The organism is Terrabacter sp. P5_B1, assembly GCF_056400505.1.
Map to the genome: position 1 here is coordinate 1 of NZ_JBFULD010000077.1, position 13687 is coordinate 13687.

The window sequence follows — 13687 nt, forward strand, 5'->3', positions numbered from 1 at the left end:
TTGGCAGATCCATCTGAGCGGCTGAGGTTGGTCGGGACCCGAGACGTGAAGCTCAGCGTTTTCGAGCTGAAACTCAACGACGAGGATAGGCAGCGCATGGCCGATGACCTGGTGGGCACGGTCACCGATATTCTTCTCGGTGAGGGTCAGACGGTGAACGGTGTTCTCGTCGCGGATCAAGCCAAAGCAGCGCAGGAGAAAGCCACACCGACCGACATCATCTTTTTCCCGCCAGATCTTGGCACGCCAATTGTTTGCCATGTTGAGTCCCCCGAGCAATTCGCTTCACGGTGGGTGATCACTGGTACAGGCGCGTAAGAAGACACTGCTATCCGCTGCCGGCAGGATGACCCCGCGCCAATTCCCGATGCCTAGGGGCCTCCTGGCGCCTAGGGCCGCACTGGTCGGCGATGGCGGCCGTCCCCTGGCAGGGTCGACGGTAGGGTCGGACGAGGCAAGTCTCGTAGGTTCCCGAGGCACCCGCCGGACCGCAGGATGCGCACTCACCGCCGCATTCTCGTCATTGGGGACGGTTGCCGCCGACCTGCCAGCGGCTGTCGCCAGGCCGAGGGGTTCAAGGGTCCGGCCGAAATCGTGGCCGTGCAGTCGCGATGGACACGAGCCGCGATCGGACAGGCTTTCCCCCCGCTGGCAACCCGAGGTCGCGCGGGCGGCAGCGCAGTGCACCGGATTCTCATGCGTTCACCCGTGGCAACTGACTGAGGTTCACCGCTGGAGGTCGATTGCGAGCACGCGGGGCAGGACCCAATGATTAAGGGCCAGTTCGGGCATCGAGACGGCCATACTGGACACGCGCTTTGGGCTTATCGCGGCTGGACTACGGACAGCCTGAATGACGATCCCCGAAGGGCCAGATTGCTCTCCTTCCCTACAACGGAGTTGCCCTGATGTCTGGCCCACCCAGAAACACTCAAAACACGTTAGACGCAGCCAGCTAGGAGCAGCGATGAGTGAAAGCACGGGCAGAATCACCTTCATCAACAGTGCTGACTATGTTAGCGACGTCACCGGTACTGACGCGGTCGGTTGTCTTGCTACGCTGAGTACAGGGGACGGCCAGACCGTCAATGTTTACACGCAATCCCTACGGTTGCAACAGACTCTTGAAATGGTTTATGCAACCGGGCGCAGAGTAGCTGTCGACTACGAAGAGAAACACGTCGTGCTTGCCGAACAGCGCGGACCCTCCACAGGCCCGAACGCTGCTGAGTCAACCGACACGTTCGAGGGTCCATTCAAGCTCCAGGCAATGTGGACCTTGGAGTAAACACGAAACTATCGCCGCGAGCGCGCGTTCAGAGTTCGGCAGGAGGGAAGACCCGGTTCAGCCGCTACGTGCGAGCCGCGAAGCCACACCCGATACGAAGTGTTAGCCTGCTGCGTTAATCGTGCGGTCAAGGCATGGTGCGGTTGGCGTGCGCTGTCGGTCGAGGCGAACCGAACTTCCTGGCCACGCTGTCTGCTAGGCGGGAGCGCACCTTCGGGATTGGCCCCTCTTGTGCGGCGTGACGCACCTTCGAAAGCGGCCACCGGCGGCCAGAGCGGTAGCTCAGGCCAGCCGCACGGTCACCTGTCCATTGGCGTGCTGCTTGGACACGACCTTGTCGCTCCGCGACTCCACGAAGTCTCGGAACGTTGGGAACCCGAGCGACTTCTCCGTGAAGGCCGGATCCATTCGCTGCATCTGGCTCTTGACCCCAGCGGCGTAGACCCAGTCGTCATCGCCCTTCTGCAGGCCGACCCGAATCGCGCGTACGAGCAGGTCGGTCGCCTCCTCTGCTGCGGGATCCGCCGATACCGACCTTCGTGCCGGAGTCTTCTTGGCGACGGCCTTCTTGGCCGGCGCCTTCGCCACTACCTGCTTGGCCACCGGCGGCGGCGTGACCCCGGGCAGGTGGGCGTAGTCGATGAACTCGTTGCAGGCGGACACCAACGCCTTGCTGGTTGAGCCGGCGACGCCTATGCCGACCACGTAGCGACCGAGTTGCTTGCAGCTCTGCGCAAGTGGGACGTAGTCGGAGTCTCCGGCAACAAGAACCACGTGCGAGATCTCGTGATGGCGCATGAGGTCCTCGACACCGTCTACGGCGAGCCGGATGTCTGCTCCGTTCTTCACACCAGAGGCCGTAAACAACTGAACAAGGTGAAGAGCTCGTCCCATCAGCTCGTCCTTGTATGCCGCGTTCGCGGGGACCGACCAGTCGGCGTAGGCCCGGCTCAGCGACACGCTGCCGAAGGAAGCCGCGTAGTCGATGATCGCCCCGATATCGACCTGGGCCGCGGCCAACTTCACGTCGATCGGGTCGGTCGACGTCGCGGACCGCCCACGCTTGCGCGGATCGTCCTTTCGCCAGGCCTGCTTGCCGTGAATGTCGTCGTAACGGGAAATGACCACATTGTCGAAGTCGATGTAGACAGCAACCCGTTCGCTCATGGCGCGAGCCTACGACCCGCTGGGGACCATCGCCCTCTCTGGAGCGGACACGATTCGAACGGGGATTTCAGGCCCACAATGCGGACGAGCTGTGTGAATCCGGCCGGGCCGGGACGCCTCAGCCGGCGCCTTGACGCGGCGGAAAGACGCAAGTGACTGGCTGCCTCCGCGGACTCACTTTGGCGGGCTAAATGTCTCTGGCGAAGCCACTTTGCCGTGCCGCTGGTCGACACCGCGCGTGTGTCTCAGGATGGCGTAGGTGTCGTACCCATCGATCACCATGTAGTGCCGGACGCTTCGGAAGTCAGAGGCCAAGCTGCGCAGTATGGCAATTACCTCAGGTCTGATCTCGAGACAGTGCTGCAGCACGAGTACCTCAGCGGGCGTGCCGGATAGGCGCTGAAGTTGATCCCCGTTCTTCCCAAGCATCCCGATGGTCATGGGGCGCGAAAAGCGGCCTCCGGCTGGGCCCTTGAGCAAGAAGGCGGCGGTGTAGGCCTTGCCGTGGACCTTTAGCCGAGTGGTCCAAAAGTCGCTCTGCTCACCGCCCCAGCCCTCCGGGATGACGGGCTCTCCTGCGACCTGGGCCAACGTCCGCTTGACCGCGGGCTCAGGGATGGACTTCATGATCTGCAGCGCGTCAGCACCATCTACGTTGGTGAAGTCGACTCCCTGGAACTGCTCGATTTCCGTGGGCGATATGCGCTGCCCATCATCAGCTCGATCCAAATCGTGTGGCCATTCGGCCCCGCGGCGACCGAGTTCGCGAAAGCGACCACCGCGATGGTCCGTCGCAAGCTGATCCACGTGCCCGCCCGGGTCGCGACCTCGCCCGCCGGACCACCTTGCACCTGCCCCAAGCGTGGCCCTGGCAGGAGCCGTGGACCCGGCTGTTCGACCGCGTCGACGACCCGCCCGCCACGGCTCTGTCCGGACCACCCAGCGGCAGGCGGCGCGAGCCGAGGAACCCGGAGTCGAACACCTCGACAGCGAGGTCGGGCGATCCCGCACGCCCCTCGTCCCCGCCTCAGCCCGAGACGAGGATCAACGCCACGCCATCAGCCCATCGGTGGATCGAGGCTTAGGGGCGGATCTCGCCCGAGCCGCGGGGCACGAGCTTGGGGGTGAGCACGATGTGCTCGGGCACGGAGTCGTCCCCGTCGATGCGGGCGAACAGCCGCCGCGCGACGGCTGCGCCGATGGCGGTGACGTCCTGGCGGATGACAGTCAGCGGGGGGTCGACGATGTCGGCGAGGGGGAAGTCGTCGAAGCCGACGAGGGCGATCCGCCGCGAGGCGCCGCGCTGGTGGAGCAGGCGAAGTGCGCCTATCGCCAGTGAGTTCCGCGCCGCGAAGAGTGCGGTCGGGGGTTCGGCAGAGTCGAGCAGGCGACCCACCGCAGCGATGGCGTCCTCGGATGATCGGAGCGACATCTCCACGAGGCCGGCATCCTCGGGGATGCCCGCCTTGGCCAGTGCCGCCCGGAAGCCACGGGCGCGCGCGGAGGCCGTCTGGATCGTCGGCAGGTCGCCGAGCATCGCGATGCGCCGGTGGCCGTGGGCCACGAGGTGCTCGACCGCGAGCTGGGAGCCTAGGGCGTTGTCGATGGTGACCGAGTCGGCGTCGACGCCGTTGGGCCGACGGTCCACGAAGACGACCGGCAGACCGCTGCGCAGCTCGTCCGACAAGTAGTCCTGGCGGTCGGTCGCCGGCATGAGCAGGAGGCCGTCGACCCGGCGCCGCACCAGGCCCTCGACGAGCTTACGCTCGCGGTCGGCCTCCTCGTCGAGGCTCGAGGCGATAATGACCACGTCGCGGTCGCGGGCCGCGTCCTCGAGGCTGCGCAGGAGGCTGGCTGAGAAGCTGTTGCTCACATCCTGCAGGAGAGCCCCGATCATGGCGCTGCGGCTGTTGACCCGCCGCAGGTTGCTGGCGGCGAGGTTGTGGCGGTAGCCGAGCTGGGCGACGGCCTTCTCGACCCTGGCCACGACGTCGGGGGTCACTCCGGCCTCCCGGTTGACGACGCGTGACACGGTCTTGATGCTGACCCCGGCCAAGGCCGCGACGTCGCGCATCGTCGCACGGGGACGGCGCGGGGCCTTGTTTGACATCGATGTCACGGTCACGCCTGTAGTTGTATCGCACCCATTGACAATCCGCCAAACGGCGACTAGAAACGTCCTGACAACGTTGTCACGGGGCGCCAGCTCGCCCAGAGAGAAGTGGTCACCATGACTCGCATGACCCTGAGGAACCCCTCCCTCCGCCGCGTGCTCGCTGTCGCGGCGGCAACCTCCGCGGCCGTCTCCTTCGCCGCGTGCAACCGCGGCAGCAGCTCCGACACCGGGAGCGGCGGTCAGGCACCCGTCGGGGTGTCAATCATCACCAAAGACTCGACGAATCCGTTCTTTGTCGCCATGCAGAAGGGCGCCAAGGCCGACGCCGCGAAGAACAACGTCAAGTTGACCGTGGCCTCGGGCAAGCAGGAGGGTGACGACCAGGGCCAGATCACGGCGATCGAAGACTCCATCGCCCGCGGTGACAAGGGCATCCTCATCACGCCGATGAGCACCGGCGTCAACGCCGCGATGAAGAAGGCGCGCGACGCGGGCCTGTTCGTCATCGCGCTGGACACCCCCCCCGACCCGGCCAACACCGTCGACATCACGTTCGCCACCAACAACCGCGAGGCAGGCAAGCTCGACGGCCAGTGGGCCGCCGCCACGCTGAACGGCAAGGCCGCCACGATCGCCCTGCTCGACCTGTTCAACGACAAGATCGTCTCGGTCGACTACAACCGCGACCAGGGCTTCCTCGAGGGCATGGGAATCCCCGTCAATGACCCGAAGAAGAACGGTGACGAGGCCAAGACCGGCAAGTACACCGGCGGCAAGGGTGGCGACTACACCATTGTCTGCAACGAGGCGGGGCAGGGTGCCGAGGACGGCGGCCGCACGGCCATGGAGAAGTGCCTCTCGAAGAACCCGAACATCAACCTCGTCTACACGATCAACGAGCCGACCGCGGTGGGCGCCAACGCGGCGCTGAAGGCTGCCAACACGACCGCCACCATCGTCTCGGTCGACGGCGGCTGCGCCGGTGTTGCCAGCGTCAAGAGCGGCGTCATCGGGGCGACCGCGCAGCAGTACCCGCTCAAGATGGCGACCCTGGGCATGGAGGCCATCGCCAAGATCGCGCGTGGCGGCGCGAAGCCGACGACATCTCCTGGCCTGGACTTCTACAACACCGGAGTCGCACTGGTGACGGACAAGCCGGTCGCAGGAGTCCAGAGCATCACCTCTGACCAGGGCGCGAAGATCTGCTGGGGCAACTGACCATGACGACCGTTGACTCTGCTGCCGCCGAGTTCGCTCGGCGGCAGCACTCCCCGCTGCAGCGAGTCCAGCACCAGCTGCACGCCCGCCCCTGGCTGAGCCCGCTGTTCCTGCTCCTGATCACTTTCGTGGCGTTCTACATCGCGACGCCGACCTTCTTCACGGCAAACTCGATGGGGATCCTGCTGCAGCAGACCGCGGTCGTCGCGGCCCTCGCGGTGGGCCAGACGCTCGTGATTCTCACCGCGGGCATCGACCTGTCCGTGGGAGCGATCATGGTGCTCTCAATGATGGTCATGGCCACCTTGGCCAAGGACGACGGAATGCCGGGCATCCTCGCCCTGCTCATCGGGCTCGTGCTCGCGCTGGCGGCTGGCGCCCTCAACGGGCTCCTGGTCACCCGACTCAACCTGCCGCCGTTCATCGTCACCCTGGGCACGCTGAGCATCTACACCGCCATCGCGCTGCTCTACTCCGGCGGTGAGAGCATCCAGTCCGCTCATCTCCCCGACATCCTCAACTTCCTCGGCGACGGCTTCGGCATCGGCAACTTCCGGCTCACCTGGGGCATCGTCCTGGTCGTCCTCATCTATATCGTCGTGGGCTTCGTCCTGGCCCAGACCGCCTGGGGCCGATACGTGTATGCCGTCGGCGACGACCCCGAGTCCGCGCGTCTGTCGGGTGTGCCGAGCAAGCGGATCCTGCTCGCCGTCTACGCCGTCGCCGGGCTCATCTACGGGCTCGCTGCGTGGATCCTCATCGGGCGGGCCGGCGCGGCGACCCCGAACGCCGTCCCCGACGCCAACCTGCAGAGCATCACCGCGGTGGTCATCGGCGGCACGAGCCTCTTCGGCGGCCGCGGCCGTCTGATCGGGACAGCGATCGGCGCGCTGATCGTCCAGACGCTGCAGTTCGGGCTCTCCCAGATGGGTGTCGACCAGCAGTGGCGCGTGCTGGCCACCGGCATCCTCGTCATCGTCGCCGTCGCGGTCGACCAGTGGATCAGGAAGGTGAAGGCATGAGCACGCCCACCATGGAAGTTGCCTACGGGGGCGTCCCCGCCGGCAAGGAAGACATCTACAGCAAGGACCCGGTGCTCTCGGCGCGCAAGCTCGTCATCACCTTCGGCCGCGTCATCGGCCTCGACGGGGTCGACCTCGACCTGTACCCCGGCGAGGTCCTCGCGGTCATCGGTGACAACGGTGCAGGCAAGTCGACCCTCATCAAGTGCCTCACCGGGGCGTACGTCCCCGACTCCGGCGATGTCACCCTGAACGGGCAGCCGGTCCACTTCAAGAAGCCCCAGGACGCCCGCGAGGCGGGCATCGAGACCGTCTACCAGCAGCTGGCGGTCATCCCCGCCCTCGACATCGCCAGCAACCTCTACCTGGCCCGCGAGGAGCGCCGCAAGGGGCTGCTGGGCTCGGTGCTGAGGATGCTCGACAAGAAGGGCATGGAAAAGCGGGCCGGCCAGTCGGTGCAGGACCTCGGCATCCAGACCATCCAGAACATGAGCCAGGCCGTCGAGACGCTCTCTGGCGGTCAGCGCCAGGCCGTCGCCGTGGCCCGCGCCGCGGCCTTCGGCAGCAAGGTCGTCATCCTCGACGAGCCCACCGCCGCCCTCGGCGTCAAGGAGTCCGGCATGGTCCTGAACATGATCAAACAGCTGCGCGACAAGGGCCTGTCGATCATCCTCATCAGCCACAACATGCCCCACGTGTGGGAGGTCGCCGACCGGATCCACATCCAGCGGCTCGGCGGCCGTGCCGGAGTGGTCACCCCGCAGACCCACGACATGGGTGAGGGGGTGGCCATCATGACCGGGGCCACGCGCCTGGAGCCGTCGCCGTGACCGACGTCATCGTGGTGGGCTACATCCCGAGCCCCGAAGGCATCGCGGCATTCGAGAGGGCCAAGGACGAGGCCCTGCTTCGCAGCGGACGGCTCATCGTCGTCAACACCGGCCAGCACGGCAACTACGCGAGCCCCTTGTTTGCCAGCCCCAAGGACATCGATGCCATCGAGGCCGAGCTCAACGCCGCGGGGATCAGCCACGAGATGCTCCAGCCGACAACCGGCCTCGCCGCCGCCGACGAGATCCTGCGGATCGCCGAAGAACAGGACGCCGCGCTGATCGTCATCGGTCTTCGGCACCGCAGCCCCGTCGGCAAGCTCCTCCTGGGGAGCACCGCGCAGCAGGTGCTGCTCGATGCGCCGTGCGCGGTGCTCGCCGTCAAGGCGAAGGCGCCCTGAGACTCGGCCTCGGCTCCAGGTTCGAGCGGAGCCAGGCCGAGCACCACCGTAGGTCCCGGCGAGATGCGCGGGGCGTTAGGAACATCTCTCTTTCGGCGGAGGTATGACGATGGATCCGGTGGCCGCGAGGATCGGACGTTCGACTGTGCTTTTCGAGACGACAGACACAACGATCGGCCACGGCGACCTGATGTCGGCCTTCTTCACCGTCGACCCCGTGGAGAACGGCTTCCCGGGATACCCGGACGGCCCCCGGTACACCGGACCGAGGCACTTCGACTACAAGCCGTCGCGCACGGAGCACATGGACGGCGTCTGGAACTCTGCGCGCGCGTGCATGTCGACGTACCTGATGCTCGGGGAGAAGGCGAAGGCGTTCCGCGCAGACCCGCGGGTGCAGACGGCCATGACGTACGCCGGCTTCTTCGACCTCGCCCAGCCGACCCTCGCCGAGGGGAGATGGTCGAGGACCTCCTGGCCACCGACGACGGCTTTCACCCGGATCAGGCGGCGGAGGGCGACTACCGCTTCGTCCACCTCCAGCAGCTCGCGCTCGAGCACCTGATCGGCTGAGCGCAACCATGGACCTCGTCGCCGGCATCGACTCCTCCACCCAGTCCTGCAAGGTCGTCATCCGCGAGGCGGAGTCGGGTCGGCTCGTGCGTCAGGGGACCGCGCCGCACCCCCCGGGGACCGAGATCGATCCCGAGCGCTGGTGGGAGGCGCTGCAGCAGGCCGTGGCCGAGGCAGGCGGGCTGGACGATGTGGCTGCCGTGTCGGTGGCGGGGCAGCAGCATGGACTGGTGTGCCTGGATGGCCGGGGTGCGGTCATCCGGCCCGCGCTGCTGTGGAACGACACACGATCGGCCGGTGCAGCCGCCGACCTGGTCGTCGAGCTCGGCGACGGCGACACCGACGCGACACAGGGCGCCGAGCGTTGGGCGGCCGCTGTGGGCTCGGTCCCGGTGGCGTCCCTGACCGTCGCGAAGCTGCGCTGGCTGGCTCAGCACGAGCCCGAGCACGCGAGCGCCCTTGCGGCCGTCGCTCTTCCGCACGACTGGCTCACGTGGCGTCTCAGCGGAGCGACGTCCTTGGACACCCTCGTGACGGACCGGTCGGACGCCTCAGGCACGGGCTACTTCGACGCCTCGGCGAACGAGTACCGGTACGACCTTCTCGCCATGGCCCTGCGGCTGAGTCCGGCGGCCGCGCAGCGCCTCGTGCTGCCGCGAGTGCTTGGTCCGCGGGAGGCCGCGGGCTCAGGTGACCCGGGACGCGGCCCCAGGAATCTGCGGCTCGGACCGGGGTGCGGCGACAACGCCGGGGCCGCCCTCGGCCTGCTGCTGCGCCCTGGCGACACCTCGGTGTCGTTAGGGACGTCGGGGGTGGTCGCCTCGGTCTCGGCGACGGCAACCGCCGACGCGTCCGGCCTGGTGGCGGGGTTCGCCGATGCGACCGGCCACTACCTGCCGTTGGTCTGCACGCTCAACGCCTCGCGGGTGCTCGAGGCGACGGCGCGCGTCCTCGGCGTCGACCATGAGGGGCTCAGCCGGCTCGCGCTGGCCGCTGAGCCTGGCGCGCAGGGGCTGGTGCACGTTCCCTACCTGGAGGGGGAGCGCACGCCTAACCTGCCGCACGCCACCGGCTCCCTGCACGGGATGACGCTCGCGTCGATGACGAGGGAGAACGTCGCCCGGGCCGCGGTCGAGGGAATGCTCTGCCTCATTTCGGACGGCATCGAAGCTGTACGCAGGCAGGGAACCACCGTCGACCGCGTCACCCTGCTCGGCGGGGGTGCCCGGTCCGCCGCCGTACGAGCCATCGCCCCCTCGATCTTCGGGGTACCTGTTCTCGTGCCTGCCGCGGGGCAGTACGTCGCTGACGGCGCCGCTCGTCAGGCCGCGTGGGTCCTGTCCCAAGCTGATGAGCCACCGCAGTGGTCCGCGGCCGAGAGCGAGATCCGCACCGCCGCCCCGGCCCCTCGGGTCCTCAAGCAGTACCACATGGCCGCTCGCCAAGCCTCCCACTAGCCCCCGGCATCGCGAAGGACCACATCAGCGGGCACTGCGCTTGAGAGCCTGGGCTGCTGTGCGGGTGTTGCCCTCGCGAGTCAAGTCAAGGAAGGCGCGATCATCAAGGGTTATATGGGTCAAAGTCCGGCTGGTCGATAGCGGCGGTGTGGGTCGGGTCTTTGAGGTGCGCGGCTACGGGCGAGCGCTTGTTGCTCGGTCGGTGAGTAGGCCGCCCGTTCATGTTGGGATTCGTCACTTATGCCCATTTCGCAGTGGTCGTTGCCGAGGTCGCTGATACTCATCACTCCGGCAATCAGGGGACCGAGTTTCGGGGGGGGGGGCGTCATGCAGGAACGCGTGGAGATGGTCCCCGTAGGTCGCGCGGTTCGGTGCGCGTGTGGGGAAGATCTGCGCCCCGGCGAACGCGCCGGGCAGCTCGGAGGTCGATCTGAGCTGCTGTGTCTGTGGTGCCTCGCCGACCTACAAGCGGGACGCCAGCGTCCTCGCACAAGACGCATCGAGACACCGTGGCCCGCGCCGGTTGTCCCGCACCCACCGACTCGTCGCGGGAGAGGCCGTCGTGCGTTGAAAAGTCGACTCCGCGGCTCTACCGCCGTACCCCTGATGATCGCTCTGCTCGTTGTCGCGGCCGCCCTCCATTTTCACCCGGCCCTGGTCGGGAACCTGGGAAGTAGTGCAGTTGCGGGTGGGGTACCCATCCCAAAGGGCGACGTGCCCAGCTGGGTCAACGGCGCGTCCCTGACCGGTCGGAGCCCTTCGGATACCCGGGACCTGTGGCCCCCGGCGCCGGCGGACGCCCGGACTCAGGCGCTCAGTACGCCTGGTCCGCGCCTGTCGTCGTCCACCGACTACGTCTTCATGAAGACCATCCCCGAGCTCGGGGGCCGGCCTGTCTCTTGGGACCCGTGCCGTCCAATCCATCTGATTGTCAACGATGCCGCGGCGCCTCCTGGGGCCGACGAGCTGATTCGCGAAGCGGCCGGCTCCGTTAGCGCCGCGACGGGACTGCAGTTCGTGATCGAGGGTGCGACGACGGAGACGCCGACAGCCCGACGGGCGCCGGTTGAGAAGTCTCGCTATGGGAACCGGTGGTCGCCCGTCCTCGTGGCGTGGACCGATCCCTCAGTGGTTCCCGAGCTGCAAGGCCCTGTGGCCGGGTTTGCCGGACCCGCCGGGGCGCCGTACTACACACCTTCGCAGCAGCACTGGGTCAGTGGCACCGTCAATCTCGACGGACCCCAGTTTCGTGAAGTTCTGCAGCGAGCTGACGGTTGGGCTGCCGCCCGCGCGATCGTCATGCACGAGTTCGGCCACCTGGCCGGCCTGAGTCACGTGCCCGCGCGAGACCAACTCATGTACGAGGACAACATCGCCCAACGCGACTTCGGTTCTGGTGACCGAGAAGGCCTCAGGCAGCTCGGCCTGGGTTCGTGCTTCACGAGCTAGGCGCAGCAGCGAAGACGTAAGCCGATTGTGGTGCTGGAGGGAGTGTGTTCACTGGCGGCAATCGACGCACTGTTGCGATCGTCCGGGTCGCGCCATGACCGCGATCGTCACCTTCTTGATCAGAAGCCGCGGGCGTGGCGCACCAGCACTGGGCCGTGTCACCATGACCCATGCGCCTCGAGCGCGCTGAGGTAGCCGCCTTGTACGAGCGGTACCTCGCCCGCTGCAACGAGCACCGCTTCGATGAGCTGGGTGAGTTCGTCTCCAAACAGGTGAGCGGCGGCTCCGGCGCCGCCGACGGACTGGCCTGCTACATCGCCAGGCTCAAGACGGTGCACTCAGCCTTCCCTCACTACCGCTGGGATGTGGAAGAAATCGTCGTCGAGCAAGCCACGCTCTTGTCCCGGCAAAACGAGCACAAATTGCATCCGTCGCTTCCCCGAAGTTGAGCGACTGGCGAGGCCACCCCGACTCCGCTTTCGAAGTGACTCTTAAGCAAGGTCTCCCGTGGCCTACTCAGTCACCGATGATGTCGAGTACGTGACCATGAGCCGATTTCGGGTTCTCCCACATCGAGCTATTTGTCCAGGTATCCTCCCATTCGCCGAGCGGGAGAGACGTCGCTGACCCCGCGAGGCCTCGATCAAGCGATACAACAGACAGAGGGAACCATGTCCGACACCCAGATTCCGCAGTCCCCGCCGACCGAGCAGGGCCTGTCAGGACCTCCCCCAGTGAACGGCAGCAACGGCCTTGCCACAGCGGGCTTCGTGCTTGGCCTGCTCGGTTTGCTCGCCTCGTGGATCCCCGTGCTCAACATCGTTGGACTGATCCTCGGTGTGCTGGGCGCCATCCTTGCTGCCGTCGGCCTCGCGAAGTCCAAGAAGGTGGGTACGGGCAAGGGTCTCGCTCTCAGCGGACTCATTCTCGGAGTGCTCGCGGTGGTCATCGCGATCGTCGTCAACGTCGCCTTCGTCAACGCCGTTGATGAGGCGGTCAAGACCACCGTGGATACGAGCGTGAAGGTTCCGGCGGCCTCGAGCGGCGCCGCCGCAGCTGACAAGGAACTGGGGGCGTCTCGAGAGAAGCCTGCTCCCATCGGATCCGCGATCAAGGGCGGCGACTGGACGGTCACCATCAACTCGGTCAAGACCGCAGACAAGGACTCGCTGGGGCAGAGGCCAGCGGCCGGCAAGAAACTTCTGGTCGTCAATCTGACCGCTACCTACAACGGTGACGACGCCCAGGGGTCATCGGCCTTCGCGGTCGTCAAGTTCGTCACCGCCCAGGGCAACACGATCGACTCGACCAGCGGCTCAACAATGTTTGTCCCAAAGGACCAATTCGCCTCGCTCGACAAGGTGTTTAAGGGCGCGTCCGTGAAGGGCAACGACATGCTCGAGGTGCCGGCGGCTGGTTGGGAAGACGGGGTCCTGTCTGTTTCCCCCGACATGCTGTCCGATGACACGTTCGTCGCGGTGAAGTGAGGCCCTAGTCCTCATTCCGTCGACGCCGAAGCGGCCCTGCATTCCTCATGGAACTGCAGGGCCGTTTCGCGAGAGCCGTGCATGGACAGGCCTCAGCGCGTGCGGACGCCGTATGGCGCCCCCATTTTGCCGCGGCGAGTGCGCAGTTTAAGAGGCGGAAGAACGTGGCCGCTTCGGGGCGCAAGGACGTGGCCGCTTCGCGGCGGTGTGGCGCACCTCCATCGAGTGACCTCTACCTGGTCTCCCCGCTCGTCCGGGGAATGCTGACCGACGGACGACCCCGTCCGTCGCCTCCATCKGTGGGTCCTCCAGGTCCAGCAGCGAGCTCGCAGGATACGTGGACGAGGTAGAACTTGACTGGCGCGTCACTGATGTACAGAGCGGCCGCGAGCGGGTGTTTCTTCTCGCCTCGCTCCAACGGCGCTCACACCTGTACTCGGCCTGGACGTTGGTGACAGGTAGGCGTTGACGATGAGGAGAACCTCCGGGTGAGGTGAGGAGTGTCTACGTCCCGCACCGCCCGGAGGTTCTCGTGTCCCACGCTAACGCCCGTCTCAACGTCCATGGCCGTCGTCTGCTGGTGGATCGGGTCCGCCGCCAGGGCTGGGCGGTGGCTCATGCCGCGAAGGCCATGGGCATCTCGCGGCAGTGCGCGCACCGCTGGGTCGCACGCTACGAC

At 66.6% G+C, this 13687-nt stretch carries 14 protein-coding genes and 1 pseudogene; 12 read left to right on the forward strand and 3 right to left on the reverse strand.

Features of this window, described 5'->3' with window-relative positions; translation table 11 throughout:
• A partial coding sequence (locus AC1DP0_RS07840; RefSeq protein WP_478083425.1) for a hypothetical protein occupies nt 1–318 on the forward strand: 318 nt, incomplete at its 5' end.
• Nucleotides 319–967: 649 nt separating this feature from the next.
• Entirely contained in the window at nt 968–1288 is a 321-nt protein-coding gene (locus AC1DP0_RS07845; RefSeq protein ID WP_478083427.1) for a hypothetical protein, read from the forward strand.
• Nucleotides 1289–1570: 282 nt separating this feature from the next.
• Here the strand turns inward: AC1DP0_RS07845 and AC1DP0_RS07850 are convergent, their stop codons facing one another.
• The 3 genes from AC1DP0_RS07850 to AC1DP0_RS07860 form a co-directional block, all read right to left on the reverse strand.
• Nucleotides 1571–2455 (reverse strand): NYN domain-containing protein, encoded by an 885-nt coding sequence (locus tag AC1DP0_RS07850; protein WP_478083428.1) that lies wholly within the window; start codon nt 2453–2455, stop codon nt 1571–1573.
• A 174-nt stretch (nt 2456–2629) separates the two neighbouring features.
• Nucleotides 2630–3262, reverse strand: coding sequence for a hypothetical protein (locus tag AC1DP0_RS07855; protein WP_478083451.1), 633 nt, complete (start codon nt 3260–3262; stop codon nt 2630–2632).
• Nucleotides 3263–3536: 274 nt separating this feature from the next.
• On the reverse strand, nt 3537–4565 hold the full coding sequence (locus tag AC1DP0_RS07860) for a LacI family DNA-binding transcriptional regulator (RefSeq protein ID WP_478083429.1): 1029 nt from the start codon (nt 4563–4565) through the stop codon (nt 3537–3539).
• Nucleotides 4566–4694: 129 nt separating this feature from the next.
• On the opposite strand from AC1DP0_RS07860, the gene AC1DP0_RS07865 reads away from it, so the two are divergent.
• The 10 genes and pseudogenes from AC1DP0_RS07865 to AC1DP0_RS07910 form a co-directional block, all read left to right on the forward strand.
• The gene (locus tag AC1DP0_RS07865) at nt 4695–5789 is read left to right on the forward strand and encodes a substrate-binding domain-containing protein (protein WP_478083431.1); all 1095 of its coding nucleotides are present in this window, start codon (nt 4695–4697) and stop codon (nt 5787–5789) included.
• Nucleotides 5790–5791: 2 nt separating this feature from the next.
• The gene (locus tag AC1DP0_RS07870; protein WP_478083433.1) at nt 5792–6811 is read left to right on the forward strand and encodes an ABC transporter permease; all 1020 of its coding nucleotides are present in this window, start codon (nt 5792–5794) and stop codon (nt 6809–6811) included.
• 11 nt (nt 6812–6822) lie between these two features.
• Nucleotides 6823–7641, forward strand: coding sequence for an ATP-binding cassette domain-containing protein (locus tag AC1DP0_RS07875; protein WP_478083446.1), 819 nt, complete (start codon nt 6823–6825; stop codon nt 7639–7641).
• Complete coding sequence (locus AC1DP0_RS07880) at nt 7638–8042, forward strand: universal stress protein (protein WP_478083435.1); 405 nt, start codon at nt 7638–7640, stop codon at nt 8040–8042. The genes AC1DP0_RS07875 and AC1DP0_RS07880 overlap by 4 nt, the downstream gene beginning before the upstream one ends.
• Before the next feature lie 163 nt (nt 8043–8205).
• Nucleotides 8206–8615: pseudogene (locus tag AC1DP0_RS07885) on the forward strand (xylose isomerase); the annotation flags it as partial.
• Between the two features lie 8 nt (nt 8616–8623).
• On the forward strand, nt 8624–10072 hold the full coding sequence (xylB, locus tag AC1DP0_RS07890) for a xylulokinase (RefSeq protein ID WP_478083437.1): 1449 nt from the start codon (nt 8624–8626) through the stop codon (nt 10070–10072).
• Nucleotides 10073–10933: 861 nt separating this feature from the next.
• Nucleotides 10934–11521, forward strand: a complete 588-nt coding sequence (locus AC1DP0_RS07895; protein ID WP_478083440.1) for a matrixin family metalloprotease — start codon at nt 10934–10936, stop codon at nt 11519–11521.
• A gap of 170 nt (nt 11522–11691) precedes the next feature.
• On the forward strand, nt 11692–11970 hold the full coding sequence (locus AC1DP0_RS07900) for a hypothetical protein (RefSeq protein ID WP_478083442.1): 279 nt from the start codon (nt 11692–11694) through the stop codon (nt 11968–11970).
• 222 nt (nt 11971–12192) lie between these two features.
• Nucleotides 12193–13008 (forward strand): hypothetical protein, encoded by an 816-nt coding sequence (locus tag AC1DP0_RS07905; protein WP_478083444.1) that lies wholly within the window; start codon nt 12193–12195, stop codon nt 13006–13008.
• A gap of 532 nt (nt 13009–13540) precedes the next feature.
• The coding region (locus tag AC1DP0_RS07910) for a leucine zipper domain-containing protein (RefSeq protein WP_478083449.1) at nt 13541–13687 on the forward strand (147 nt) is incomplete at its 3' end.